The 26,260-nt window shown below is 43.0% G+C and carries 22 protein-coding genes, 1 other RNA gene and 1 riboswitch; of the genes, 18 read left to right on the top strand and 5 right to left on the bottom strand.

Annotated elements, in window-relative coordinates:
- Positions 1–161: 161 nt before the first annotated feature.
- The 13 genes from GVJ38_RS07230 to GVJ38_RS07170 all read left to right on the top strand — a co-directional run bounded on the left by GVJ38_RS07230 (position 162) and on the right by GVJ38_RS07170 (position 13,286).
- Complete coding sequence (locus GVJ38_RS07230) at positions 162–1,526, top strand: citrate/2-methylcitrate synthase (RefSeq protein ID WP_159722508.1); 1,365 nt, start codon at positions 162–164, stop codon at positions 1,524–1,526.
- 38 nt (positions 1,527–1,564) lie between these two features.
- Positions 1,565–2,116 carry a DUF2441 domain-containing protein gene (locus GVJ38_RS07225; protein WP_159722507.1) on the top strand — a complete coding sequence of 184 codons (552 nt, stop codon included), beginning with the start codon at positions 1,565–1,567 and terminating at the stop codon, positions 2,114–2,116.
- A 61-nt stretch (positions 2,117–2,177) separates the two neighbouring features.
- Positions 2,178–2,547: a transfer-messenger RNA gene (ssrA, locus tag GVJ38_RS07220) on the top strand.
- A 277-nt stretch (positions 2,548–2,824) separates the two neighbouring features.
- A riboswitch (glycine riboswitch) is annotated at positions 2,825–2,924 on the top strand.
- Positions 2,925–3,199: 275 nt separating this feature from the next.
- Positions 3,200–3,571: a GrdX family protein gene (locus GVJ38_RS07215; protein WP_159722506.1), complete on the top strand. Its 372-nt coding sequence runs from the start codon at positions 3,200–3,202 to the stop codon at positions 3,569–3,571.
- A gap of 46 nt (positions 3,572–3,617) precedes the next feature.
- Positions 3,618–4,904 (top strand): glycine/sarcosine/betaine reductase component B subunit, encoded by a 1,287-nt coding sequence (locus GVJ38_RS07210; protein WP_159722505.1) that lies wholly within the window; start codon positions 3,618–3,620, stop codon positions 4,902–4,904.
- Positions 4,905–4,938: 34 nt separating this feature from the next.
- Positions 4,939–5,412 carry a glycine/sarcosine/betaine reductase complex selenoprotein A gene (grdA, locus tag GVJ38_RS07205; protein WP_159722504.1) on the top strand — a complete coding sequence of 158 codons (474 nt, stop codon included), beginning with the start codon at positions 4,939–4,941 and terminating at the stop codon, positions 5,410–5,412.
- A gap of 35 nt (positions 5,413–5,447) precedes the next feature.
- On the top strand, positions 5,448–6,752 hold the full coding sequence (grdB, locus tag GVJ38_RS07200) for a glycine reductase complex selenoprotein B (protein WP_159722503.1): 1,305 nt from the start codon (positions 5,448–5,450) through the stop codon (positions 6,750–6,752).
- 62 nt (positions 6,753–6,814) lie between these two features.
- Complete coding sequence (locus GVJ38_RS07195) at positions 6,815–7,786, top strand: NAD(P)/FAD-dependent oxidoreductase (RefSeq protein ID WP_159722502.1); 972 nt, start codon at positions 6,815–6,817, stop codon at positions 7,784–7,786.
- The gene (gene trxA, locus GVJ38_RS07190) at positions 7,783–8,103 is read left to right on the top strand and encodes a thioredoxin TrxA (protein ID WP_159722501.1); all 321 of its coding nucleotides are present in this window, start codon (positions 7,783–7,785) and stop codon (positions 8,101–8,103) included. Before GVJ38_RS07195 ends, trxA begins: the two co-directional genes overlap by 4 nt.
- 12 nt (positions 8,104–8,115) lie before the next feature.
- Positions 8,116–9,645 carry a glycine/sarcosine/betaine reductase complex component C subunit beta gene (grdC, locus tag GVJ38_RS07185; RefSeq protein ID WP_159722500.1) on the top strand — a complete coding sequence of 510 codons (1,530 nt, stop codon included), beginning with the start codon at positions 8,116–8,118 and terminating at the stop codon, positions 9,643–9,645.
- A gap of 10 nt (positions 9,646–9,655) precedes the next feature.
- Positions 9,656–10,810 (top strand): glycine/sarcosine/betaine reductase complex component C subunit alpha, encoded by a 1,155-nt coding sequence (gene grdD / locus GVJ38_RS07180; protein WP_159722499.1) that lies wholly within the window; start codon positions 9,656–9,658, stop codon positions 10,808–10,810.
- 269 nt (positions 10,811–11,079) lie between these two features.
- Complete coding sequence (locus GVJ38_RS07175; protein WP_159722498.1) at positions 11,080–11,799, top strand: response regulator transcription factor; 720 nt, start codon at positions 11,080–11,082, stop codon at positions 11,797–11,799.
- Positions 11,799–13,286 carry a sensor histidine kinase gene (locus GVJ38_RS07170; protein ID WP_159722497.1) on the top strand — a complete coding sequence of 496 codons (1,488 nt, stop codon included), beginning with the start codon at positions 11,799–11,801 and terminating at the stop codon, positions 13,284–13,286. Before GVJ38_RS07175 ends, GVJ38_RS07170 begins: the two co-directional genes overlap by 1 nt.
- A gap of 75 nt (positions 13,287–13,361) precedes the next feature.
- On the opposite strand, the gene GVJ38_RS07165 is transcribed toward GVJ38_RS07170, so the two are convergent.
- From GVJ38_RS07165 to GVJ38_RS07155, 3 genes are all read right to left on the bottom strand, one after another.
- Positions 13,362–14,804, bottom strand: coding sequence for an NCS2 family permease (locus tag GVJ38_RS07165; protein WP_159722496.1), 1,443 nt, complete (start codon positions 14,802–14,804; stop codon positions 13,362–13,364).
- Between the two features lie 99 nt (positions 14,805–14,903).
- Complete coding sequence (locus tag GVJ38_RS07160) at positions 14,904–15,608, bottom strand: hypothetical protein (RefSeq protein WP_159722495.1); 705 nt, start codon at positions 15,606–15,608, stop codon at positions 14,904–14,906.
- 180 nt (positions 15,609–15,788) lie between these two features.
- On the bottom strand, positions 15,789–17,945 hold the full coding sequence (locus GVJ38_RS07155; protein ID WP_159722494.1) for an LTA synthase family protein: 2,157 nt from the start codon (positions 17,943–17,945) through the stop codon (positions 15,789–15,791).
- A 181-nt stretch (positions 17,946–18,126) separates the two neighbouring features.
- Here GVJ38_RS07155 and GVJ38_RS07150 point away from each other — a divergent pair, with 181 nt between their 5' ends.
- Complete coding sequence (locus tag GVJ38_RS07150; RefSeq protein ID WP_159722493.1) at positions 18,127–19,296, top strand: class I SAM-dependent rRNA methyltransferase; 1,170 nt, start codon at positions 18,127–18,129, stop codon at positions 19,294–19,296.
- A gap of 18 nt (positions 19,297–19,314) precedes the next feature.
- Entirely contained in the window at positions 19,315–20,061 is a 747-nt protein-coding gene (gene aroD / locus GVJ38_RS07145) for a type I 3-dehydroquinate dehydratase (protein WP_159722492.1), read from the top strand.
- A gap of 57 nt (positions 20,062–20,118) precedes the next feature.
- Here aroD and GVJ38_RS07140 read toward each other — a convergent pair whose 3' ends face one another.
- The gene (locus GVJ38_RS07140; RefSeq protein WP_159722491.1) at positions 20,119–21,162 is read right to left on the bottom strand and encodes a tagatose 1,6-diphosphate aldolase; all 1,044 of its coding nucleotides are present in this window, start codon (positions 21,160–21,162) and stop codon (positions 20,119–20,121) included.
- Between the two features lie 175 nt (positions 21,163–21,337).
- On the opposite strand from GVJ38_RS07140, the gene ybaK reads away from it, so the two are divergent.
- Complete coding sequence (gene ybaK / locus GVJ38_RS07135; RefSeq protein ID WP_159722490.1) at positions 21,338–21,823, top strand: Cys-tRNA(Pro) deacylase; 486 nt, start codon at positions 21,338–21,340, stop codon at positions 21,821–21,823.
- Positions 21,824–21,883: 60 nt separating this feature from the next.
- Here ybaK and GVJ38_RS07130 read toward each other — a convergent pair whose 3' ends face one another.
- Positions 21,884–23,137, bottom strand: a complete 1,254-nt coding sequence (locus GVJ38_RS07130; protein WP_159722489.1) for an NAD(P)/FAD-dependent oxidoreductase — start codon at positions 23,135–23,137, stop codon at positions 21,884–21,886.
- A gap of 102 nt (positions 23,138–23,239) precedes the next feature.
- Between GVJ38_RS07130 and gdhA the strand changes: the two genes are divergently transcribed.
- Together gdhA and GVJ38_RS07120 are read left to right on the top strand one after the other, a co-directional pair.
- Entirely contained in the window at positions 23,240–24,583 is a 1,344-nt protein-coding gene (gene gdhA / locus GVJ38_RS07125) for an NADP-specific glutamate dehydrogenase (RefSeq protein WP_159722488.1), read from the top strand.
- A 210-nt stretch (positions 24,584–24,793) separates the two neighbouring features.
- Positions 24,794–26,140, top strand: a complete 1,347-nt coding sequence (locus tag GVJ38_RS07120) for a glucose-6-phosphate isomerase (RefSeq protein WP_159722487.1) — start codon at positions 24,794–24,796, stop codon at positions 26,138–26,140.
- Positions 26,141–26,260 lie beyond the last annotated feature (120 nt).

Here is a 26,260-nt window from a genome sequence, read left to right as displayed (position 1 = left end):
GGCCTCCTATTGTTATTGAAATTCTTAAATTGGATTTATTATACGAGCCTTAAAATTGAAAGTAAATACTTTTATTAAAACTATTTCATTTTTTAAATATTATGCTATAATCCCTTACAAATCACCAGTTTATCAAATTCAAATAATGGAGGGACGTCGTCATGTCAGATACAACAAACGCTACATTCAACTATCAAAAAATGACAGAGACTATTCGAGCAAACGATCATTTGGAAAGTGGTCTCTATCAGAAGTACCATGTTAAAAAAGGGCTACGGGACAACGATGGGAAAGGTGTGCTCGCTGGTCTGACTAATATTTCGACGATTCATCCTCAAAAAATGAAAAACGGAAAAGTTATCTCAGACGAAGGTGAATTACGCTATCGCGGAATTGACATTAATGAGTTAGTCGACGGTTTTGTTTCCGAAGCGCGTTTTGGGTATGAAGAAATTACGTATTTGTTATTATTTGGCACGTTGCCGACTGCCAAACAACTGGCAGACTTTCGAGTGACATTAGCTGAAAAAAGAACGCTTCCAACTCATTTTGTTCGCGATGTTATTATGAAAGCCACCACTCACGATATTATAAATATGATGGCTCGAGGTATTCTAACATTAGGTTGTTACGATGAAGCGGCGGATAATACGAGTTTAGAAAATGTCTTACGTCAAAGTATCTCGCTGATCAGTGAATTTCCGATGCTGGCGGTTTATTCATATCATGCATATAATCATTATGAAAAAGATGGCAGTATGTATATCCATCGGCCTGATCCAGCACTCAGTACAGCAGAAGCGATTTTGACTATGTTGCGTCCCGATAAAAAATATACTTTTCAAGAAGCTCAAACATTAGACATGGCATTAGTTTTACACATGGAGCATGGTGGCGGGAATAATTCCACGTTTACTACTCATGTGGTGACCTCCAGCGGGACTGATACTTACTCGACGATTGCAGCGGCATTGGGTTCATTAAAAGGGCCTAAACATGGCGGTGCCAATATCAAAGTCGCACAAATGATGGCAGATATCAAAGCCCACGTTACCGATCCCACCGATGATGCTGCGATCGCTGCTTATTTACAAAAAATCTTGAATAAAGAAGTTTTTGATCGACAAGGATTGATCTATGGGATGGGGCATGCGGTTTATGCTAATTCAGATCCGCGCGCGGAGTTGTTCAAAAAATTCGTGGAAAAATTAGCGTTAGAAAAAGGGGCGGCTGCTCAAGCGGATTTTGATTTGTATCGCAAAATAGAATATTTAGCTCCTCAAGTCATTCAAAAAAACCGCAAGATGTTCAAGGGCGTTAGTGCCAACATTGATTTTTTCAGCGGGTTTGTTTATCAGCTCTTGGATCTGCCAGCAGAGTTATTCACGCCGATTTTTGCGATTGCCCGGATCGTTGGATGGTCCGCGCATCGGATGGAAGAATTAGTCAATGTGCAAAAGATCATTCGGCCAGCGTATATGGAAGTGGCACCAGATATTTCCTATACACCACTAGCCAAACGTTAAATTTATGCTAAGCTAAAAATAAAAACGTAGGTGAGCCGATGGAATTTTATCATTTAGTAACGCGTAAACCGTTGACGATAGGACAAAAAATTTTCTTTGATGGTAGACAACATAATCGCTTGTATGATTTTTTTCTAGCGCAGCAGCCAGAAAATGCGGCCGGTCAGACTGTTTCGCAAGTACTGCAACAAGGTTGGACTGATGAGGCCCAAATGTTCTTGCAGGCAGCTCGGGCTCATGAGGCTCGCGCTTTGCGAGAGATCATCACGGAGTTAGTTCGTCTGCAACAGTTTTCTCATTTGCCATCACGCTTTGAATGTTTGTATGGGACCCAAACTTTAGCAGATTGTGAACGCTGGCAAAAAAATTTTGAATCATTTGATCGAAAAGTCGTGCAGCTGGTCAAAGTAACTTCCGCCGGACCCTTTTTTTCAGGGGACGCGCAGTTGCTGCCAACGTTAGCGGATGTCAGCCTGACTGAAAAGATCGCACAAGCACAAGCCTATTGGCAAACTGCATCAACTGATTTAGCGGAAGTTTTAATCGGAGGCGAGATCGAAGTCACCGCGATCTTGAAAGAGTTTCGTTAGTTGCCGATTTGCTTTTTGCATTTTAAAGGAGGGAATGCTATACTATTAAATGCTACAAAACGGGGGCGTTACGGATTCGACAGGCATAGTCGAGCTTGAATTGCGCTTCGTAGGTTACGGCTACGTAAAAACGTTACAGTTAAATATAACTGCTAAAGAAAACAATTACTCTTACGCTTTAGCTGCCTAAAAACAGTTAGCGTAGATCCTCCCGGCATCGCCCATGTGCTCGGGTAAGGGTCTCAAACTTAAGTGGGATACGGTTAAACTTTCCGTCTGTAAGTTTAACAAGAGCTCATCAGACTAGCGACATCTTTAGCCTGTCATTCGGCGAAAGGTGAAGCGAAACTTTTAAGTAGAACTGACTATGAGCGTAGAGTTTTGGGTAGCGATGTGTTTGGACGCGGGTTCGACTCCCGCCGCCTCCATTTGATTAAGCTGTTGAGTTTAGCTCGACAGCTTTTTTTGTTGGGCAAAAATTTTAGTTAGCTGGTGTAGAGACAATGTCAGCTGCAACAAATAAACTTTTTCCTTCAATCATTTGAATAATAATGGTTTTTTATTAGTACGGAATGAAAAGGATCAGAAGAATAAACGAGTTATTTGTCAGAAAACAAAAAATAAATTGTCAAAAAAAATTCACCTTGCTATGATGGAACTATAAATGATAGCGCTTTCTTAAAGAGGCGAATTCATTTGAAAAAATGGCTGAAGATCGCGGGAGAGGGTCCCTGACCACCGAAGGAATAAGCAGTAATCAAGCAGGAATTGCTGTGAATATCTCAGGTAAAAGAACCGCGATCAGACAACTCTCTGGAGAGCACCCCACACCGAAGGAGCAAGCTTGCAGTTGCAGGTGAATCTCTCAGGTCAGTAACAGAGTACACTGCGAATTGGATCGTAGTGTGCTCTGTTTTTCATTTGCTTGTGCCTTTTGTCACAATTAGAGTTAGAAAATATTTTTTAGATAAGTAGCTTCAGTTCTCATTTTTTCGATTTAGTTTAACTAGCGAGATGAAATGGAAAAATTAAATTAAAAATTTTTGCTTGCAAGTAAATCTATCCATAACGAGGAGGCAAACTATGATCGTCACCAATAATCCGCAAGTCGCCGCAAAGTTTGACACGCGATTTGTGGATGGGTCCTACGGTAAAGTGTTAGAAAAAGTTCGGCAATTGATCGTACAAGAACAACGTGTCTTACTCAGCCATCCATTGAGCAGTAGTCTAAAGCCCAATGAGACGTATTATAAAACCATTATTTTAGCCGCAACCCCCGCTCAAGCAATCGATCTTGAGAGTTTAGCATATATCGAATCAGCACTTGAGGTGTATGAGCAGTTCAGTCAGGACCGAACTTGTCCTAAATGGACGGAAAAAGGATTAGCTGATTTTGCTTTGGTAGATTTTTCGATTACCCGAAGCACGTTAGAGCGAATCGGGGGATTTTTTTAGAAAGGAGACCCAGCATTTTTTTGACAATTTAAAGTGAGGTGAACGAATGAAGCTAGAAGTTGGAACAATTCAGATTCAAGATGTGGTATTGGGATCAGAAGAAAAAATCGTTGGCACGACTTTATATCTTGAGCCAGAAAAAATCAGTGAGTTGATTTTAGCAGATGAACGATTAGCTAGCTGCCAACTAAAAGTAGCTCGACCGGGCGAGTCAATTCGAATCACGCCGATAAAAGACGTGATCGAACCGCGGTGTAAAGTAGATGCAGTGGGAGGGATCTTTCCAGGAGTCATTAATAAAGTGAATATCCAAGGCAGTGGTCGAACGCATGTATTAAAAGGCTGTGCGGTGATGACAGTTGGGAAAATCATTGGCTTTCAAGAAGGGATCGTTGATATGACCGGTCCAGGTGCGGAACTGACTCCTTTTTCAAAATTGATCGAGATCTGTCTAGTTTTGGAACCAATAGCGGAACTAGATCCACATCAATATGAAGAAGCTGCTCGGTTAGCTGGTTTGAAGGCAGCGGAATATATTGGACAACTTGGAAAAACAGTTGAACCAGCTGAACTGACGACTTATGAGACAAAGCCATTATTAGAACAGATCAAAGAATATCCCGAACTACCTAAAGTGGGCTATGTCTATATGTTACAAACACAAGGGTTACTCCATGATACGTATGTTTACGGAACAGATGCGAAACATATCGTACCGACGATTTTATATCCGACTGAAGTAATGGATGGTGCGATCATCAGTGGAAATTGTGTGTCTGCTTGTGATAAAAATACGACTTATCATCATTTGAACAATCCAGTGATTGAAGACTTGTATCAAAAACATGGGAAAGAAATCAATTTTATCGGTGTGATCATCACGAATGAAACGGTTTATTTACAAGATAAAGTCCGCTCCAGTGATTTTGTCGCCAAATTAACTGAGTTTTTAGGTTTAGACGGTGTGATCATTTCGCAAGAAGGTTTTGGAAATCCAGATACTGACTTGATCATGAACTGCAAAAAAGTCGAAGAAAAAGGGATTAAAACTGTAATCGTTACCGATGAATATGCTGGTCGAGATGGCGCGAGTCAATCATTAGCTGATGCTGACAAATTAGCAACTGCGGTCGTCACAGGGGGCAATGCCAATGAAGTGATCACCTTACCAAAAATGGACCAGCTCATTGGATCGTTGGATTACACGGACGTGATCGCGGGCGGATTTGATGGCAGTCTTCAACCTGATGGCACTATTACCGTTGAGATCCAAGCGATCACAGGAGCAACGAACGAACTAGGATTTAATCAGATGGCGGCAAAGGGTGTCTGAGCAATAACTAAAAAATTTCAAGGAGGAATCAAAAATGACCTTAGATGTAAACGCAAAAAAAGTCTTAGTCATTGGCGATCGTGACGGGATTCCAGGTCAAGCAATCGAAGCTTGTCTAGCGGAGACTGGTGCCGACGTAATATTTTCTTCAACCGAATGTTTCGTCTGAACGGCTGCTGGTGCAATGGATTTAGAAAATCAACGTAGAGTAAAAGAAGCGGCTGAAACATACGGCCCTGAAAATGTAGTGATTATTATCGGTGCAGCAGAAGGCGAAGCAGCAGGTCTTGCAGCTGAAACTGTAACGAATGGCGATCCTACCTACGCTGGTCCATTGACGAACCAACAGCTAGGTCTAGCTGTCTATCACGCGGTAGAACCAGAATTTAAAGCACTTGCTGATGAAAGTGTTTATGATGAACAGATCGGTATGATGGAAATGATTTTAGATGTGGATGACATCATTGAAGAAGTGGCGACAATCCGCGCTGAATTCGGAAAATACTGATCATGATCAACTCAGTTTAAGTAAGGAGGCGTACTATGAGCAAAAAATTTCGACTGGTCCATTACATCAACCAGTTTTATGCCGGAATCGGCGGCGAAGATAAAGCAGATATCGAACCATTTACGAAACCTGAAATCATCGGTCCGGGTTTGGCATTTAAAACGGCTCTAGGAGAAGAGGCTGAGATCGTTGGGACTGTCGTGTGTGGCGATACTTTTTTTAACGAACATTTGGAAACAGCCGAACGATCCGTCTTGGAAATGATCAAAAGCTATCAACCAGATCTAGTCGTATGTGGTCCGGCTTTTAATGCGGGACGATACGGGCTGGCATGTGGCGCCGTCGCAAAAGCGGTCATGGAACAATTACAAATTCCAGCGGTCACTGGTATGTATGAAGAAAATCCTGGGCTAGATCTGTATAAAAAAGATGCGTATATCGTACCAACTAGAAATAGTGCGGCGGGAATGCGAAAAGCTGTCCCACCTATGGCAAATCTAGCCTTGAAATTATTGCAGGAGGAAGCTGTTTCACCGGAAAGCGATGGCTATTTTGTTCGCCGCCGAAAAAATTTCAAAGCAAAAACCCGTGGTGCAACACGAGCAGTTGAGATGTTGGTAAAAAAATTAAATGATGAGCCATATATAACGGAATATCCGATGCCTGAATTCGATAATGTTGAACCGGCAGAAGCGTTGCAAGATTTACGTACCGCTAAAATCGCGCTGGTGACTTCTGGCGGGATCGTCCCCAAACATAATCCTGATCATATTGAATCGAGCAGTGCTTCGAAATATGGCGCTTATGGGATCAAAGAGGTCGAAGCGTTGTCAGCAGAGCACTATGAAACAGCTCATGGTGGGTATGATCCGGTGTATGCTAATCAAGATCCAAATCGCGTCGTGCCATTAGATGTGCTTCGCAAAGCTGAAAAAGCTGGGCTGATCGGCAGTCTGCATGATTATTTTTACGCGACAGTCGGCAATGGAACGGCGGTAGCCAATGCGAAAAAATATGCCGCTGAGATCGCGGGTAAATTAAAATCCGATGGCGTCAATGCTGTGATCCTAACCTCCACATGAGGAACCTGTACACGTTGCGGTGCAACGATGGTCAAAGAAATTGAAAAAACGGGGATCCCAGTGGTTCATATCTGTACGGTCGTGCCGATTTCATTAACGGTGGGTGCTAATCGGATCGTGCCAGCTGTAGCGATCCCACATCCACTAGGCAATCCTAAGTTAGCCGAAGCCGATGAACAAAAATTGCGCTGGGAGATCGTGGAAAAAGCACTGACTGCTTTTACTACTCCGGTCAGTGAACAAACAGTGTTTGAGTAAAACAAGTGGGACTGCCTGAGTGTAAGAGACATTCAGGCAGTTTGTGGAAGGAGTCAATCTTTATGTATGATGTGATCATTATTGGCGGGGGGCCAGCTGGATTGACAGCAGCCTTATACAATGCGCGCGCCCGATTAAAAGTCTTAGTCTTGGAAAAGACGAAACTAGGCGGGCAGATCGTTTCAACGCATGAGATCGCAAATTTTCCTGGTTCAGTCAAAGGTGCGGCGGCTGAAACGAGTGGACCGGAATTGATTGCTCGGATGACAGAACAAGCAGAAAAATTCGGAGCACAGATCAAAGTCGGTCAAGCAGTGGAACAGTTAGAGTTAACTGGGACGGTCAAAAAAGTCACGTGTCAAGATGGCACGACGTATGAAAGTTATGCGATCATCTGTGCAAATGGCGCGCATCCTAGAGCAATTGGTTGTCCTGGTGAACGGGAGTTGGCAGGTAAAGGTGTTTCATATTGTGCTACATGTGACGGTGCCTTTTTTGAAGACTTAGAAGTGTTTGTGATCGGGGGCGGAAATTCCGCGGTCGAAGAAGCGATGTTTATCACTAGTTTTGCTCGGAAAGTAACGTTGATCCAAAATTTGAGTGATTTGACAGCTGATGCGATCGCCATCGAACAAGCGCGTGCAAATGATAAGATCGAGTACATTTTTAATTCGGTGGTAGAAAAGATCGAAGGCGCGGGCATGGTGGAAGCTATGACGATCCGCAATACCGAAACGGGGATCACGACCCGCTTTGAAGCAACTGAAGAAGATGGCTTGTTTGGGATCTTTGTGTTTATCGGAAATGTGCCGAATACTAAAATCTATGAAGGCCTCATTCCCTTAGATACGGCTGGCTATATGTTGACCGATGACACATTGCAAACACAAGTCGCGGGAGTTTTTGCCGCCGGTGATCTTCGACCAAAAGTTTTGCGGCAAGTCATTACCGCAGCTGGTGATGGTGCGACAGCGGCCTTTTCAGCTCAAAATTATGTCAAGCGGATCAAACAACAAGGAGGGGTCTTAACATGATCGAATTGACGACTGAAAATTTTGATCAAGAAGTAACGGCAAAGGAATTAGTTTTAGTCGATTGGTGGGGGGAGTCGTGTGAGAATTGTTTGGCTTTGATGCCAGCCATGGAAGAATTAGCTGAAAAATATGGTGAGCAATTAGCTTTTACGAAATTCAACACTTCGCAAAAAAAAGTTCGCCGTTTTTGCATTCAGCATAAAATTTTAGGCTTACCGGTCGTTTCAATTTATAAAAATGGTGAAAAAGTAGCAGAGGTGGCAAAAGAAGAGTGTACGAAAGAAAATGCAGAAGCGTTGATCCAAAAATACATTTAGGAGCGTAACAGGATGAACTATTCAACTTTACGCGGGGCCAGTTATGTGTTGATCCATACACCTGATATGATCGAACACAATGGGACTACGCAAACGACTGAAAAAATCACCACGCCCGATAGCGAGTATTTGCGTCAGCTGGATGAACATTTACGGACATATACGGAAGTGGTGAATTATGCTCCGAATCAAACGTATATCGGAAACTTACCTTATGAACAGTTAAAAGAATTGCCTCAACCTTGGGTCAAGACGGAAATTTCAGGTGAACGTTTCGGAAAATTCGGAGAGATCATGCCTGAGCTAGAATTTTATGGGCTACTCCAAATCGCGGATGTTTTTGAATTGGTTCACTTAGAAGAAGACTTCGCGGAAAAAGTTCGCCAAGCATTAGCTGCTCACCCACTATTTAAGCAAGACGTCGATCAAATCAAAAATACGAAATCGTTAGAGTGGTTAGAAAAAGAACGGACAGAAAATGCAGCAGAAGGGCTGTATTATAACCGACAACTAGTCGGGTGTGTCAGCCGCGCTCATCAATTAGATATCAATTTAAACGCACATGTCATGTTAGAAAATCTAGTCGTCAAAGCTAGTGGCATCTTAGCTTTACGCCAATTGTTTGCGACTCGGAAAATTGATCCTCACACCGTTGATTATGTCATCGAATGCAGTGAGGAAGCTTGTGGAGATATGAACCAGCGAGGGGGTGGGAATTTTGCTAAAGCGATCGCGGAAGCTTGCGATTGTGTCAATGCGACTGGAAGTGATCTTCGAAGTTTTTGCGCTGGGCCGACTCATGCATTGATCTCAGCAGCTTCATTAGTCGCTGCGGGCACGTATCAAAACGTAGTCGTGGTAGCAGGTGGCGCGGCAGCGAAACTTGGCATGAATGGCAAGTCGCATGTGGCAAAAGGCTTACCGATTTTAGAAGATGTTTTAGGCGGCTTTGCGGTGCTGATCAGTGAGAATGACGGCAGCCATCCTGTTTTGCGTCATGATTTGACCGGAAGGCACAAAGTTTCCAGTGGTTCAAGCCCGCAAGCAGTGACGACAGCTTTGATCAGTGATGCCTTGAAAAAAGCAGATCTATCAGTTGAAGAGGTAGATGTTTACTCCGTCGAGATGCAAAATCCAGATATCACTAAGCCTGCTGGAGCTGGTGATGTTCCACTCGCCAATTTGAAAATGATCGGTGCCATCGGAGTCTTAAGAAAAGATATCGAGAAAAAAGAGCTGCTGAATTTTGTGAATCAAAAAGCATTAGTCGGGTGGGCGCCAACCCAAGGACATATTCCAAGTGGGGTGCCGTATTTAGGTTTTGCGACTGAAGATCTGATGAGTGGAACAAAAAACCGTGCGATGATCGTGGGTAAAGGGTCATTGTTTTTAGGCCGCATGACCAATTTATTTGACGGTGTTTCGATCGTGTTAGAGCGTAATCCAGGCAAAGTCGAGGCTGTTGAGCAAGCGGATCTGGAAGTCTTAGTGAAAAAAGAAGTCGCAGCTGCTTTACGAGCATTTGCTGCGAGTTTGAAGTAGAGGTGAGTAGATGTCTGAGCAAGTCAATCAAACGATCAAAAAAGTTTTTACAGAATTAGCGACCGGCTTAGAGACTGGACAAGTCGGCCCGAAACTGAAGATTGGCCTCACCATTGATGGAAGTGAATTAGGACTTGAGGTAATGAAACAAGCCGCTTATGCGATCAAACAAAAAAATGATTTTGAACTTGTACTGATCGGCGCAACGACAGATTGGACGGGTGACTTTGAACATTTAGCGACGGATCGTTGTCAAAAATCAGCCGCTCAACTAATGGAAGCAGCCTTAGCTAGTGATCTGATCCAAGGCTGTGTCACGTTGCATTATAATTTTCCTATCGGTGTTTCGACCGTTGGGAAAATCGTAACACCGGCTTTTGGAAAACCATTATTGATCGCAACGACGACTGGAACGACCAGTGCAGTGCGCAATGAAGCGCTCGTGTTAAATGCCCTCAACGGTATCGCAGTAGCCAAGACACTAGGGATCAAACAGCCGACGATCGGCTTGTTGAATATCGAGGGTGCGAAGACTGCCGAACGTGCGTTGCAACAATTGAAAACAAATGGCTATGAACTACATTTTGGCAAAAGCCAACGAGCAGACGGCGGTACCTTTTTGCGGGGAAATGATCTGTTGACTGCAAGTGTCGATGTGGTCGTCTGCGATAGTTTGACGGGAAATATTTTAATGAAATTATTTTCCGCTTATACTAGTGGTGGAGGCTATGAAGTAGCCGGGGCTGGTTATGGGCCTGGGATCGGTGAAGCCGGTACGCAAAATATTTGTATCGTCTCACGGGCAAGTGGTGCGCCAGTAATCGAAAATGCCTTAGAATACGCGTATCAATTAGCTAAAGGCGGCTTGAAAAAAATCAGTGCCGATGAATACACGGCCGCAAAACGCGCCAATCTAGTCGAAATTTGCGAGCAGTTAAAACCTGTCTCACCAGTCCAAGGAGAAGTTAGCGCACCAACGAAAGAAATCGTCACCAAAGAGATAGCCGGCATTGATATATTAGAATTAGAAGCAGCCGTCCAAGCATTGTGGCAAGCGCAGATCTATGCGGAAAGCGGGATGGGATGTACCGGTCCGATTTTATTAGTCAATGAAGCTAACGCAAGTGCTGCTTGTGACATATTACAGGCAAAAAATTATTTATAACTTTTTAAAACAGACTAGGACTGGTTAGAGTTCCTAGTCTGTTTTGCTATTTGGCTCGACCAAGGTGTAAGTGAGCTGGCTATTTGCGCATCACTTTTTTATGAAAGGGATCTATTTAAGCTTCATTTAGGGTCTGTTTGCTAAATTAAATGCAGATACTTCATGAAAAAAGGCTGAACTCTTTTTGAATAAACCGGTAAGATAATGGTTGAAAAAAAAGTTTTAGCGTATACTAGACGATGAGAACACTTGCCAGATGGAGGGGTATTATGAATATTTTAATGATTGAAGATAATGAATCAGTTTCAGAGATGATGCAGATGTTTTTTTTAAATGAGGGTTGGGAAGCGACGTTCAAGTACGATGGAAAAGAAGGGCTAGCTGCTTTTTTAGCTGAACCCCAAAAATGGGATATGATCACACTTGATTTGAATTTGCCCGGCATGGATGGGATGGAAGTGGGACGTGAAATCCGCAAAGTTTCTAGTACCGTACCGATCATCATGCTGACAGCCCGCGATTCCGAAAGCGACCAAGTGATCGGTCTTGAGATGGGAGCCGATGATTATGTCACCAAGCCTTTTTCACCGTTGACTTTGATTGCGCGGATCAAGGCATTACATCGGCGCAGTGAATTGACTAGTGACGTTCAAGAGCCGAAACAAAATGAAGATACGACGTTTGATATCAAAACGGATCATTTTAAGATGAATCTAAAAACTCGGGAAGCTTACTTAAATGGCCAAGCGATCGAAGGTTTGACGCCGAAAGAATTTGATTTGTTGTACACGATGGCTAAAAAGCCGCGGCAAGTTTTTACCCGCGAACAACTATTGGAACTAGTGTGGGATTATCAATATTTTGGTGATGAACGAACGGTAGATGCCCATATCAAAAAACTGCGGCAAAAAATCGAGAAAGTCGGACCACAAGTCATTCAAACGGTCTGGGGCGTCGGCTACAAATTCGATGATGCTGGGGTTGCTTGATGAAGTATCTTTATCAGCAGCTCGTGGCCTTTGGGATCTTGATCTTACTCATCTTGCTTGTTTTAGGCGTTTCTTTTACTCAATTCACGCGGCGCAGTATGGAAGACAATAATTACCAGCAATTATTCGGTTATGCACGTTCGATCGAAAAAACGACCAAGCGTTTGAGCACGCAAGTCAATGATAATATGGATAGCGATAGCGCGTTTAAAGCTTCGATCTATTTGACGGAAGGTTTTTTGAGTCAGCAAGAAGTAAATTTTGTTTTTTTCAATCAACACAAAACAATTGAATACCCCACACCTGCTTCTGACCAACAATATGGGGGCCAAACTGAAGCGATCAACAAACATTTGATCACGGCCGATCAATGGGCACTGCTGAAAAAAGGTCAGCAACAAAAGATCACGGGCCCGCTGAATATTTATGGCGCGAAGCAAGCGACTTCTTATGCGATGGTGCCATTATTTTTAGAAGGAACGAATTTTTATGGCGTTTTAGTGGTCAGTCAGCCGGCTGTCAACGTGGAAACGAGTGTCAATTCTGTGACTAGCGATTTGCTGAAAGGTTTTATCATCGCATTATTCGTCGCGATTTTAGTCAGTTACTTTTTAGCTACCCGACAAGTTCGGCGGATCAATCGAATGCGTTCAGCAACAAAAGAGATCGCAAACGGCAATTTTGATGTTACGATCGCCAATAAAAATCGAGATGAGTTGGATGATTTAGCCAATGATTTTAATATGATGGCGGATTCTTTAAAAGATTCCAATGAAGAAATCGAACGCTTGGAAGAACGACGGCGTCAATTTATGGCTGACGCTGCTCATGAGATGCGTACGCCTCTTACTACGATCAATGGTCTCTTAGAAGGCTTGCAATATAATGCGATTCCGGAAGATCAAAAAGGCAAAGCCATCAAATTGATGCAAAATGAAACATCCCGATTGATCCGATTAGTCAATGAGAACCTCGACTACGAAAAAATCCGAACGGGTCAGATCGTCGTGGAGATGATGACTTTCAATGCTACGGAAGCGTTAAAGGATCTCACCACCCAATTAAAGGGGAAAGCTGAAGCAGCAGGTGATCAGTTAATTTTAGCAACCACTGAGCCAGTGATGGTCTACGCCGATTACGATCGGTTTATTCAAGTGATGGTCAACATCACTCAAAATGCGATCCAGTTTACCACCGATGGCACGATTCGCTTAACAGCTCATGAAACAAGTACGAGTACGGTGATTGAAATTTCAGATACTGGGATCGGAATGACCAAAGAACAAGCGCAAAATATTTGGGATCGGTATTACAAAGTCGATCCATCCCGAAAGAATACGAAATATGGTGAGTCAGGCTTAGGACTAGCCATCGTGCAAGAAATCGTTCGGCTGCATAAAGGCACGATCAATGTCGCCAGTGAACTGGGACAAGGCACGACATTTATCATTACGTTCCCGAAACAGGCGACCGCGGCTAGCGACTAACCGATTTTGACTTCAAAAAACGAGCACGCTTCAAACGGATTGACCGTTGAAACGTGCTCGTTTTCGTTTGACTTTTTATAAGATCGCTAAGATGATGAAGTTTGCGATGAACAATACATTGACGATCCATAAAACTGGCGAGACATCTTTTGCTTTGCCATTGACGACTTTGGTCAACGCATAAAAGATAAAGCCAGCTGCGATTCCATAAGAGATGCTGTAGCAAAGTCCCATGAAGATGCTGGCAAAAAAAGCAGGCACCGCTTCTTCTAAGTCAGTCCAGTTGATTTCAGCAAACGAAGCCATCATCATGACGCCAACTAAGATCAAAGCAGCAGCAGTCGCTTGGGTGGGAACGATCGCAATCAGTGGCGAGAACAAACTGCTCAAAGCAAACAAAAGCGCGACGACAACGGAAGTCAGCCCAGTACGACCGCCAGCTCCGATGCCGGCTGCCGATTCGACATATGTGGTCGTGTTGGAGGTCCCAAAGATCGCACCGATCGAAGTTGCGATCGCATCTGCGAACAATGCGCGATCCATTTTGGTTTTAAAGCCACTGCTGCTAGCGGAATCGATCGCTTGTTCATCTGCTTCAGAAAAAATTCCGGTACGGCGGCCAGTCCCGATGAAAGTTCCGATCGTATCAAACGTATCGGATAAACTAAAGGCTAAGATCGTCATCAAAACTTGCGGTAATTTACTAGAATCACTGAACAAAGCGCCCATCCCGTGTGAGCCAAATGCTGCACCAAACGTCGTCCCTAATTCGCTGACAGAGCTGCTAAGCGAATTAGCGTGGAAATCGATCGCGCTAAGATCTACGACACCCGCGGGGATTCCCACTAAAGTCGTGATCAAAATTCCTAGTAAGATCGCACCAGGAACTTTTTTCAACACTAAGACCGTCATCAAGATGAGACCAAAGACAGCTAGTAAAATCGCTGGATTGTTGAAGTTCGCTAAAGCTGGAACCACGCTAGAATTCAACGCCACACTCGTTGCTTTTCCTTTTTCTACGACACTGGAAGTGATGGCACTTGAATCTCCGCTAAAAGCTAACAGTCCGGCATTTTTGATCCCGACATACGCGACGAAGATCCCGATCCCGCCGCCGATTGCGTGTTGCATACTTTCCGGAATCGCATGGATGATCAGCTTACGAATCTTAGTGACGGTGATCAAAATATTGATCAAACCGCAGATAAAAACCATTGCCAGCGCTTCTTGCCACGAATAGCCTAAGCCAAACACAACTGTGTAAGTGAAAAAAGCATTCAACCCCATGCCCGGTGCTTGAGCGTAAGGCACATTAGCAAATAATCCCATCACGAGCGTTCCGATGACTGATGCGATGATCGTGGCTAGGAAGACGGCTTGAAACGGCATCCCAGCAGCTGACAAGATGGTCGGATTGACGAATAAAATATAACTCATTGCAAAAAAGGTGGTCACACCTGCCATAACTTCAGTCGAGACCGTCGTTTTTTGGGCTTTTAATTTAAAAAAGTTTTCCATAAGTTTGAAAGAGCTCCTTTGTTTTTTTGTCCTTTCAAAGTATAGAAAAATAATTTAAAATTTTCAACAAAAAGTAGAATAAAACAAAATGAAATCTATTTAATGTTCGTGTTTGATAGCTGAAGCTGGATTTTTAACGCGGTTAGTTAAATTTTTTTGACGATAATACCAGACATCACCAAAAAGGACTGGCAGTGACAGACCGAAAAATTGAAGACTAGCAGTCGCAAGTGAAAGTAAAAAGAAATGGAACAATCGATCAGATGAGATATCAAATGAAAACGGCAAGCGCAATGAATACGCAAACCCGCTCGTGCCATTACTCAAAACGAAATTTGGTAAATCAGTGAAATGATCCAGACTGTGTTGATAAAAAATTTGCAAAAGTGTTTCATAAAACGGTTGAGCCAAAATAAATAAACTCAGTAAGCCACAACTGGCACTGGCGATGACTAACGTGTTATAAGCCAATCCGTTGATAAAAAATTTGATTGAGGACGCAGGGGATAAAGTGGCTTGATGCGTTGTCTTTTTAGTGGACCACCAAACTATCAAGGTTAAAAAGAGCAATGCCGCTAGAGCCAACCCCCAAAAGCAGTGAGTGAAATAATGGTGCAATTCAGCTACCTCACTAGCGGAAAAAAGTTGGATCTTACCGGCTGCCCATGAGTTTCGCTGGTCTAGTTGCTGTAAGATTTGGGTCAGTAAATGAAGACTAGTTAAACCAATTAAAAATAAAGCTACACCAAAAGACTGAAAGAAAAACCGAACTTTGTGGCTTTTGATTTGTTGTAAGCTGTTCATAAGACACCTCACTTTCACTTTCAGTATAAGCAGTGAGTTTGAAAGAAGTATGAACATCTCGAGAAGAAGCTGGCAAAGAAAGAGTATGAGTTTTAAAAGTTTAAGCCCAGCTAAGTGTCTGTTGAAAAACAAAAAAGCGAACCCGCTTAGTCGTTTGCGACTTGCGGATTCGCTTTGCTTTTATTGAACAGTTTCGTCTTCAGCTTCAGGCTGTGATTGAACTGGAACTTCTTGTCCTTGTTCTTGGTATTGCTTGTAAGTCTCGGTCTTGTAAAGATCTTGGGTTGATTTGTTTTGATGCTGACTGTAGATACTAGTGGATTTACTACCGAGTTTTTTCTCGGTTTGCTCGAGCTTTTGCAATCCATTTTTATAATCATAATCGGTTGGGTCGATCGTTTTCAAACCGCTACCACTATAAAAACGCAGTAAGTCGCCATTGTTGATGTGATCAGAAGTTTCTAGTTGTGTATCTGCTGCTTTTTTCCAAGCTTTGACTTGATTTTTCAGATTTTCATCTGGTTCAGTTACCGGTTGTCCCGTAGCATTTTCGTAAAGTTTGCCACCGTAATAGGTGTAATTTGGTGTCACGTAATCGCCATCTCGGAAAGCAACGACTTGCTGATTATCAGGTGACAACAAATCCTGACCTAACTGGATGTTCTTGCTGTTGTCGACTCCCAGTAAGTGCAGTAAGGTTGGCAAGGCATCGACTTCACCACCATATGTGTGATTGACGCCGCCTTTGTCCGTACCGGGAACATGGATCATGTAAGGAACTCGTTGCATTTGGGCATTGTCAAAGTTTGACCACGTGCTCTTGTCTTTACCGACGAGTTCCGCTAGATCAGAATTCCGAGAATTTGAGATCCCATAGTGGTCACCATACATCACGATCACTGAATTGTCATAAAGACCGCTTGCTTTCAAATAGTTGAAAAATTCCTCTACGGCTTTATCTAAATAGTTCGCAGTAGCAAAGTAACCGTTGATCGTCTCGTCATCGGTATTTGCCATTGGGAAACCAGCTTCGTCATTTTTGAATTCACTATAAGGATAGTGATTGGAAACGGCGATGAATTTTGAATAGAACGGTTGTTGCAAATGTTCTAAGTATTTGACTGATTGTTGGAAGAACGGTTTATCATGCAATCCGTATTGGAATGAATTATTTTCGTTGACATCATAATACGAAGAGTCAAAGAAATGATCGTAGCCTAAACGTTTGTAAGTTTCCGTCCGGTTCCAGAAGTTTCCTGAGTTTCCGTGGAAAGCCGCACTCGTATAACCAGCTTCTTGTTTCAAAATATTCGGTGCAGCTTGGAACGTATTTTTGCCGCCGAGTTGGGTGAACAGTGATCCTTGATTCAAACCGAACAATGAATTTTCCATCAAGGTCTCAGCATCGGAAGTTTTACCGGCTTTGACTTGGTGGAAGAAGTTATCAAAACTAAAGGTATCATTGTTGTGGTAAATACTATTGACAAACGGCATCACTTCATGTTCGACGCCATTTTCGTCTTTTAATTTGTAATCGATCAAAAACTGTTGGGTACTTTCCAAATGGATATAGATGACGTTACGGCCTTTAGCTAAGCCGTACGTGTCAGGATTTGGCTTGGCATAATGACCTTTCACGTAATCTTCGACATCTTTCAAATCATTTGGGCTAGCTTCTGCCCGGACTTGATTCGTATTGTATGTTTGAATCCCATCATAGACAGTAAAAGCGTTGATCCCTAAATACTTGACTAAATAATCGCGGGAAAAAGTCCGCGTCAATAATTCAGGTCGATCGGCTTCGGCCATGAACAAGTTACCGGAAAAAATCATAACCGATAAAGCGGTCATAGCAAAGGCCATCCGTGCCCGTACCGGCTTTTCTTCACGGGTGATCTTTTTACGCCAAAAGAGCAGCGGGAAGATCACTAAGTCAGCGACGAATAATAAATCATAGGGGCGGAACAAACGTAACGCACTTTCACCTAGTCCACTGGCGACTTTGCCAGCACCTAGTAAGGTGTTGATGGTGATGAAATCAGTAAATTCGCGATAGTAGACGACGTTTGAGAACAATAAAATACTCGCTAACGCATAGATGAACAACATCGTGCGGTAAGCGGCTTTTGGTCGTCTGATGTAAAGTGCGATCGACAGTAAGAACATCGTTGTTGCGATCGGGTTGATGAACAAGATGAAATACTGTCTGAGGCTTTCAATGCCTAGATTAAATTCAAAAAGATACGCGAAAATACTCTTAGCCCACAATAATAAGGTTAATAACGCGTAAAAGCCGAGACGTTTATTTAAAAATGTGGGGGCTTTTATGTTTTTCAATAGCTTCCTTCCTTTCTGGTCGAAGAAAAGTTTTAATGGTTATTCTGTTTAAGTGTACTCGTTTGCTAAAAGAGCGTCAATTGAAAGTTCGCTTTACGAAATCAGTTTAAAAAAAACTTTATAACAAGGAAATCAGCTAAAATTTTGTTATAATCAATAAGATTAGAAAGCAGGGATGAAGTTGCAGATACAATTGACAGACAGCGCCGTAAAAAAAATCAACGCTGGAAATCCATTAATCCAAAAAGAAGATTTAAAAAACACCCCGGCGACTTTGCCAACGACTTGGGTCGAATTGACTGACTCGCGAGGAAAGTTTGTGGCACGCGGCTATTTGGGCGAGCAAAATAAAGGACTGGGCTGGGTCGTAAGTTTTGACCAGACATCGATCGATCAAGTGTTTTTGATCCGGCTCTTTAATGAAGCAAAAATGCGGCGCGCCCATTATTTCAATGATCCGTTAACGACCGCGTTTCGTGTTTTTAATGGCGAAGGTGATGGACTAGGTGGCGTGACGATCGATTTTTACGCGGATTACTTAGTCATTTCATGGTACAATCAAACGATTTATCAGTTAAAAGAAGAATTGATCGCGAGCTTGCGCCACGTTTACCCGGAAGTAGCCGGGGTCGTGGAAAAAAATCGTTTCAAACAAGCAAAACAAGAAAGTCAGTGGGTAGCCGGAACCAAACCAGTTGAACCATTGATCGTCAAAGAAAATGGCGTGAACTACGCTGTTTATTTAAATGAGGGGTATATGACTGGGATCTTTTTAGATCAAAAAGAAGTGCGCGGACGCCTTTTAGAAACTTCCGCCGGCAAACGAGTCTTGAATATGTTTTCTTACACCGGTGCTTTTTCAGTCGCCGCAGCAGTGGGGGGCGCATTGGAAACGACCAGTGTGGATTTGGCACAGCGGAGCTTACCTAAGACCCAAGAACAGTTTACGGTCAATGGCTTAGCTGTTGCACAACAAAAAATCATCGTGATGGATACGTTTGAGTATTTTCGTTACGCCGCGCGAAAAAATTTGACCTATGACTTGATCATCTTAGACCCGCCAAGTTTTGCTCGGAATAAGAAAAAGACGTTTTCAGTGTTAAAAGATTATGGGCGTTTGATCGAAGACAGTGTGGAAATTTTAGCTGACCAAGGAGTGATCATCGCCTCGACTAATGCTGCAAATTTTCCGAAAAAGAAATTCCAGCAAACGATCGAGCAAGCACTGCAAAAACAAAAGGTCACTTATCAGTTGAAAACGACTTTCCGCTTACCGCCTGATTTTCCGGCAGTGAAGCAGTTAGCAGAAAGTAATTATTTAAAAGTTTTAGTTTATGAAATCAACAAATAATACAAAGGACGGATGAAGATGTTGGATTTAAAAGTACGCGCTGTTCGTTTCGGGACGGGCAAACCAAAAATCTGTGTGCCGCTCATTGGTCGGACCTTCGACGAGTTGATGGCCCAAGCCAGCCAAGCTAAAAAAGTAGGCGATGCGATCGAATGGCGAGCGGATTTTTATGAAGCGGTAGCAGACGAAGAACAACTCTTGATGACGTTGATGGCGCTGCGAGATGAAGTGCGGCAGTTGCCGTTGATTTTTAATTTAAAAACCAAAGCCGCCGGGGGCCAGTTGGAACTATCCGCGCGTGAGTACCGTCGGATCTATGAATTTGTCGTCACGTCAAAACAAGTCGATCTGATGGATGTCGAGCTTTCATTATTAGATCAGCTGAGTCCGACATTTGTTCGTTGGATGCAAGCGTTAAATACTAAGGTCATCGTCAGCGACTACACACTCGATACTACGCCTAAAGACGCGATCTTATTGTTCCGGTTGAACATGATGGAACATTGGGGCGCAGATATCGGAAAAATCGTCGTCAAACCAAAAGATGAACTTGATGTGCTACGATTATTAGAGACGACCGTCAAAGCGCAAAGTTTTGTCAATCTGCCAGTCGTGGCTTTAGCTACCGGAAAATTGGGTCATTTTACTCAAGTCGCCGGTTCACTGACCGGTTCAGCTATCGCTTACGGTTGTTTACCAAACTTAGCAGCAGAAGAAGGGCAGTTAGAAGCCAAGACACTTCGTCAATTGATCAAGGCACTCTAAACAAAAAAGCATTGAGGCCTGCAACAAGGCTCAATGCTTTTTTGCCAATTAAAATAATCAATCTTTCATCACGTCGACATCAAAGACTTCGATATTGTCTAAGCCGCCGTAAATTTCATACCAAGGTTTTGCATATTTGGCTAAGATCTCATTTAATTCTTCCACGTTTTGACGGCCTTGGGTGTCCAACCATTTCAAAAGCGCTTCTTTGCCACCATCCGCATAGACTTGTACGCCGTCACGCCACGTTGCGCGTCCACCTAAGATCCCGCAATAATGCGCACCGTGTTCACCGGCAAAAGTCAATTCTTCTCGGAAAATATTGGCTGGCACACCAGCACTTAAATAAATGAATGGGCGCGTCGCCGCATCACTAGCCGCTTTAAAGTATTCCGCTGCTTCTTTTTGAGTGTAAACAGCTGGATCATCGCCTTCAGTAAAGCCGTCCACGTATTTGAATAAGACGGGAACTTCTACTTTTAAGACATCGATATGGTATTTATCTTTGGTCAATTCTTTGATCGTTTCGATGACTTTTTTCGGTTTGATCTTGGCAAATTCAGGTGAATGATCATCGGTGATTTTATCATCATAAACGATCGGCTCTACAAAGACAGGGATATCAGCAGCCAATGCTTCTGTTCCCAAACGTTCTAAAAAGGCATGCTTGATGTCTAAAAGCTCTTGGTCTTCATCTGGGTTGTAATAGACTAAGACTTTGGCCGCATCGGCACCTTTAGCTAATAAGCGATCTAGAGATTCATTAGGTAACAATTCAGGCAAACGACCCGGTGTGTTCGCATCGTAACCAGTTTTTTCGTAAGACATGATCAAGCCGCAGTTTTTATCTTTGGCTTTGATCCCTTTAAAGCCATACTGTTCATCCAGTAAAATCGCACTTTCGCGTTTCGTCAATTCTTGGGAAACTAACTCTTTGAACTCATAGATCTGATCCATCTCAAAACGTTCTTTCCCGACTGCAGCTTCCATCATCCGTTTCATCGAGCCACGTTGGTCGATCGCTAAGGCGGCGATGACACCTTGATCGTTTGACAATTGTTGCATCTTTTCAAATTTACCGCGAGACATTCTTTTTTTCATGTTCGTGCTCCTCCTTCTTGATCAGTAAAAAGTTTTTCACGAAATCTAGCGAACCGAAAGTGAATCGCTTTGCTTATTTACTATTCCAGTGTAAAGCAATTTTGAAAAATGACCAAACGATAAGGTATTTGTTTTCAGAAAATTTTTTTGCTACACTCAAAGCGAGGTGAGTCCTGTGGCAAAGAAAAAAATCGTCAAAACAAATGCGATCCGATTGGTAGAGCAACAAAAAATTTCGTATCACGAACACGAATACACATGGAGCGAAGCTGATCTTGGTGCGCGACACGTTGCGGAACAAGTAGGGATCGAGCCGGCTCGAATTTTTAAAACATTGGTTGCAGTCGGCAATCAGACTGGTCCTTTAGTCGCGGTCATTCCGAGTGATCATGAATTAGATCTGAAAAAAATCGCCAAGCTCAGCGGCAATAAAAAAGTGGAGATGCTTCACGTCAAAGACTTAGAAAATTTGACGGGGTATCTCCGCGGTGGTTGTTCACCGATCGGGATGAAAAAAAGTTTCCCGACCTTTCTAGATACTTCTGCTGAACACTTTGAAACGATCGCAGTCTCTGCTGGCAAACGCGGCTTGCAAATAGAGCTAGCACCGGCTGATCTCTGCCGGCTGACTCGTGGGACGATCGCAGAGTTGACGCTTTAAGTTTTACATTGAAAAAATCCTGTGCTGGCAAAAACAGCACAGGATTTTTTAGTCAGCTTCTCAATCAAAAGCATGGTAGGCGGCGTTCATGCCTGCAACATACCCAGTACACAATGCCGTGGTGATATTATAACCACCGGTGTAGCCGTTGATATTTAACACTTCTCCAGCGAAAAATAAGCCCTGCTTTTTCTTACTCGCTAAGGTTTTCGGATCAACTTCTTTTAATTCCACTCCGCCGCCAGTCACAAATGACTTTTCTAAGCCAAAGGTACTTTTGGCGTGCAAATGCCAGTCTTTACATAGCGCAACGAAAGTTTGTAATTCTTTTTGACTTACTTGCGGCCATGTTTTTTCCGCGATTCCCACGCTCGTTAAAAAATAATGGAGCAGCCGCTCAGGTAAAAAATTGGGGAGCGCATTTTTTAATTGTTTTTTCTGCTGCACCCGTTCCGTGATTTCAGCAGTGAGTTCCGTTTTGGTTTTTTCAGGGAAGCAGTCCAAACGTAATGAGACACTAGTTTGTTGTTTTAGTTGCTGATTGACAAAACTAGAACAGCGTAATGCCGCCGGACCTGAAAGACCAAAATGCGTAAAGAGAAGATCCAGCGTGTGTTCGGTCACAGCTTTGCCTTTCTCATTCAGCACGCTGAGGGTGACATCTTGTAACGCGAGGCCTTGTAGTGTTTTTTGTTTGATCACGTCATCGGTCAAATTGATCGGTGATTCAGTTGGATAAAGCGGCGTGACGTGGTGGCCGCAACTTTTAGCAAAGGTAAAGCCATCACCCGTCGAACCAGTCGCTGGATACGTTTTTCCGCCAGTCGTAATGACCACGCTTTTAGCAAACAAGTCGCCAGTTGCAGTTCGGACACCCAATACTTTTGTGGTATCGGCTAGTAATTTTTCAACCGTCGTTTTTTTGAACAAGGTTACGTTTAGCGCGACTAATTCTTTTTCTAGCGCGTCAACGATCGTTTTGGAGCGGTCGGTCACGGGAAACATGCGGCCGTGATCTTCTTCTTTTAACGAAATGTTGCGGCTATTAAAAAATTCTATGATAGCTTGGTTATCAAATTGTGAAAACGTACTATATAAAAAACGGCCATTTCCTGGGATATGACGGATCAAATCTTCGACGGGGCGATTGTTCGTGACGTTACACCGACCACCACCGGTCAGTAGTAATTTTTTGCCTAATTTACGATTTTTATCGATCAGTGCGACTCGTGCGCCATTGGTTGCTGCATTGATGGCTGACATCATACCAGCCGGGCCGCCACCGATGACGATCACTTCAAATTTTGTTTGCATAATTCCACCTCATCAGCAGTGTAGCATATTTTTTGAGTGTTTTTTTACAAATTTATGAGAATTTGATGTAAAATGACACTAAGTATGATGAGGAGGAATTTCATGAACGCAAAAGAGTATGTGGCACAGATCAAACAACAAGTTGAACAAAAAGATCCGAACCAACCAGAGTTTATCCAAGCGGTGGATGAATTTTTACCGACGATCGTTCCATTTTTAGAAGAACATCCGGAATACATCGAAAAAAATATTTTGAGTTTGTTGACTGAACCAGAACGCTTTTTCCAATTTCGGGTTCCATGGCAAGATGATGCTGGCAACTGGCAGGTCAATCGCGGCTACCGCATCCAATTCAATTCAGCTTTAGGGCCTTATAAGGGCGGCTTGCGCTTTCATCCAAGCGTCAATTTGAGTATCTTAAAATTTCTAGCATTTGAACAGATCTTCAAAAATAGTTTGACCGATTTGCCCATCGGAGGCGGCAAAGGCGGTTCTGATTTTGATCCAAAAGAAAAAAGTGATAGTGAGATCATGCGCTTTTGCCAAAGTTTCATGACGGAACTTTCTAAGCACATTGGTCCTAATTTAGATGTCCCAGCAGGAGATATTGGCGTGGGCGCTCGGGAGATCAGTTATTTGTTCGGAACGTATAAACGTTTACGTGAATACGATGCTGGTGTACTGACTGGAAAACCACTTGATTTTAATGGTAGCTTAGGTCGGACTGAAGCGACGGGCTACGGCTTAGTTTATTTTGTCAAATATTTATTACAAGACTTGACTGACTCTTTCAAAGGAAAAGAAGTTTTTGTTTCCGGTAGTGGGAATGTAGCGATTTATGCGATCGAAAAAGTCCAAGAACTCGGCGGCAAAGTCGTGACTTGTTCTGATTCGAACGGTTATATTTATGAAAAAGATGGCATCGATCTCGAGCTGCTAAAAGAGATTAAAGAAGTTCGCCGCGCACGCTTAACGGAATATGCTAAAGAACGCGAAGGGGCAGAATACCATGAAGGGTCAGTTTGGAAATTAAAAGCTCAAGCGGACATCGCGTTGCCATGTGCGACTCAAAATGAAATCGATGAACAAGAAGCCAAACAACTAGCGGAAAATGGTGTAAAAATCGTAGCAGAAGGTGCCAATATGCCAAGTACGTTAGCGGCAGTTCAAGTTTATCATCAAAACGAAATGCTTTATGGTCCCGCTAAAGCCGCCAATGCTGGTGGCGTGGCAGTCTCTGCATTAGAGATGAGTCAAAATTCTCAACGTTTAGCTTGGAGCAAAGCTGAAGTGGATGAAAAATTGGATGGGATCATGAAAAATATTTACGAAACATGTCGCGACACGGCTGAACAATACGCCGAAAAAAATAATTTTATGCTCGGTGCCAATATCGCCGGCTTTAAAAAAGTTGCTAAAGCGATGCTGATGCAAGGTTTAGTTTAAATAAAAAATCTCCGTTCACTATCGTGGAGCGGGGATTTTTTATTCGAATCGAAAAGCTAAAATTTTTGGTCGTTTAAAGTTGATTGTGGGCTTCTGAGCTGGGGAAAGAATGTTTTGCTTATTTTTCTGAAATAAAAGGTTCTGGCTTGAAAAAAAGGCAAAAGAAACGTAAAGTATAACTTGTATGATGACTTTCAAGGAGGAACTAATATGGCACATATTCATTTCGATTATTCGAAAGCAGCTCCATTTGTCAATGAACATGAAATGGACTACATGAAAACCCAAGTCGCTAACGCGCACAAAGAATTACATGAAGGCACTGGAGCGGGGAACGACTTTTTAGGCTGGATCGATCTGCCTGTCAACTATGACAAAGACGAGTTTGCTCGCATCAAAAAAGCAGCTGAAAAGATCCAATCTGACTCAGAAGTTTTAGTCGTGATTGGGATCGGTGGTTCTTATTTAGGCGCTCGGGCAGCGATTGAATTTTTACATCAATCATTTTTCAACGCGTTAGATAAAAAAGATCGGAAAGCGCCACAAGTCTTCTTTGCGGGTAATTCTATCAGTTCGACTTATATCGCTGATTTGATCGAAGTGATTGGCGACCGCGATTTCTCAATCAACGTGATTTCAAAATCTGGGACGACGACTGAACCTGCGATTGCGTTTCGCGTCTTTAAAGAATTATTAGTGAAAAAATACGGTGAACAAGAAGCGAACAAACGGATCTATGCGACGACCGATAGAGCGCGCGGTGCAGTAAAAACTGAAGCAGATGCAGCTGGTTGGGAAACTTTTGTGATCCCAGATGATGTTGGCGGACGTTTCTCAGTGCTAACGGCAGTTGGTTTACTTCCGATCGCAGTCAGTGGCGCAGACATCGATGCCTTGATGCAAGGTGCAGCTGATTCTCGTGAAGCGTATGCGAGCGAAAAACTAGAAGAAAACGAAGCGTATCAATACGCTGCGTTGCGCAATATTTTATACCGAAAAGGGAAAGTGACTGAGATCTTAGTCAACTACGAACCAGGTATGCAATACTTCAACGAATGGTGGAAACAATTATACGGCGAATCAGAAGGGAAAGACTTGAAAGGGATCTATCCATCAAGTGCGAACTTCTCAACTGACTTACATTCGTTCGGTCAGTATATCCAAGATGGCCGTCGCAATATTTTTGAAACGATCGTGAAAGTTGAAAAACCTCGTAAAGCAGTAACGATCCCAGAACAAGAATCTGATTTGGATGGCTTAGGCTATTTGCAAGGCAAAGACGTTGATTTTGTCAACACGAAAGCATTCGAAGGAACGTTACTTGCTCATACCGATGGTGGCGTACCAAACTTTGTCGTAAAAATCCCTGAAATGGATGCTTACACATTAGGCTACTTGATGTACTTCTTTGAAATCGCAGTCGGTGTTTCTGGTTACTTGATGGGTGTTAATCCATTTGACCAACCGGGTGTTGAAGCCTATAAGAAAAACATGTTTGCACTTCTTGGCAAACCAGGCTTTGAAGACTTAGCTAAAGAATTGAACGAACGGTTATAATTCACGAAAGCTGAGCGAACAATCAAAACTTTAAAAGCAGTTAGACAAGTTAGTCTAGCTGCTTTTTTGATGCTGAGCAAGCAGGACAAAAATTAAATTTTCTGTGTCAGTTTACGATTT

The sequence above is a fragment of the Enterococcus sp. CSURQ0835 genome, assembly GCF_902706605.1.
Lineage (GTDB): Bacteria > Bacillota > Bacilli > Lactobacillales > Enterococcaceae > Enterococcus_A.
This window is presented reverse-complemented; position numbering and strand designations above follow the sequence as displayed.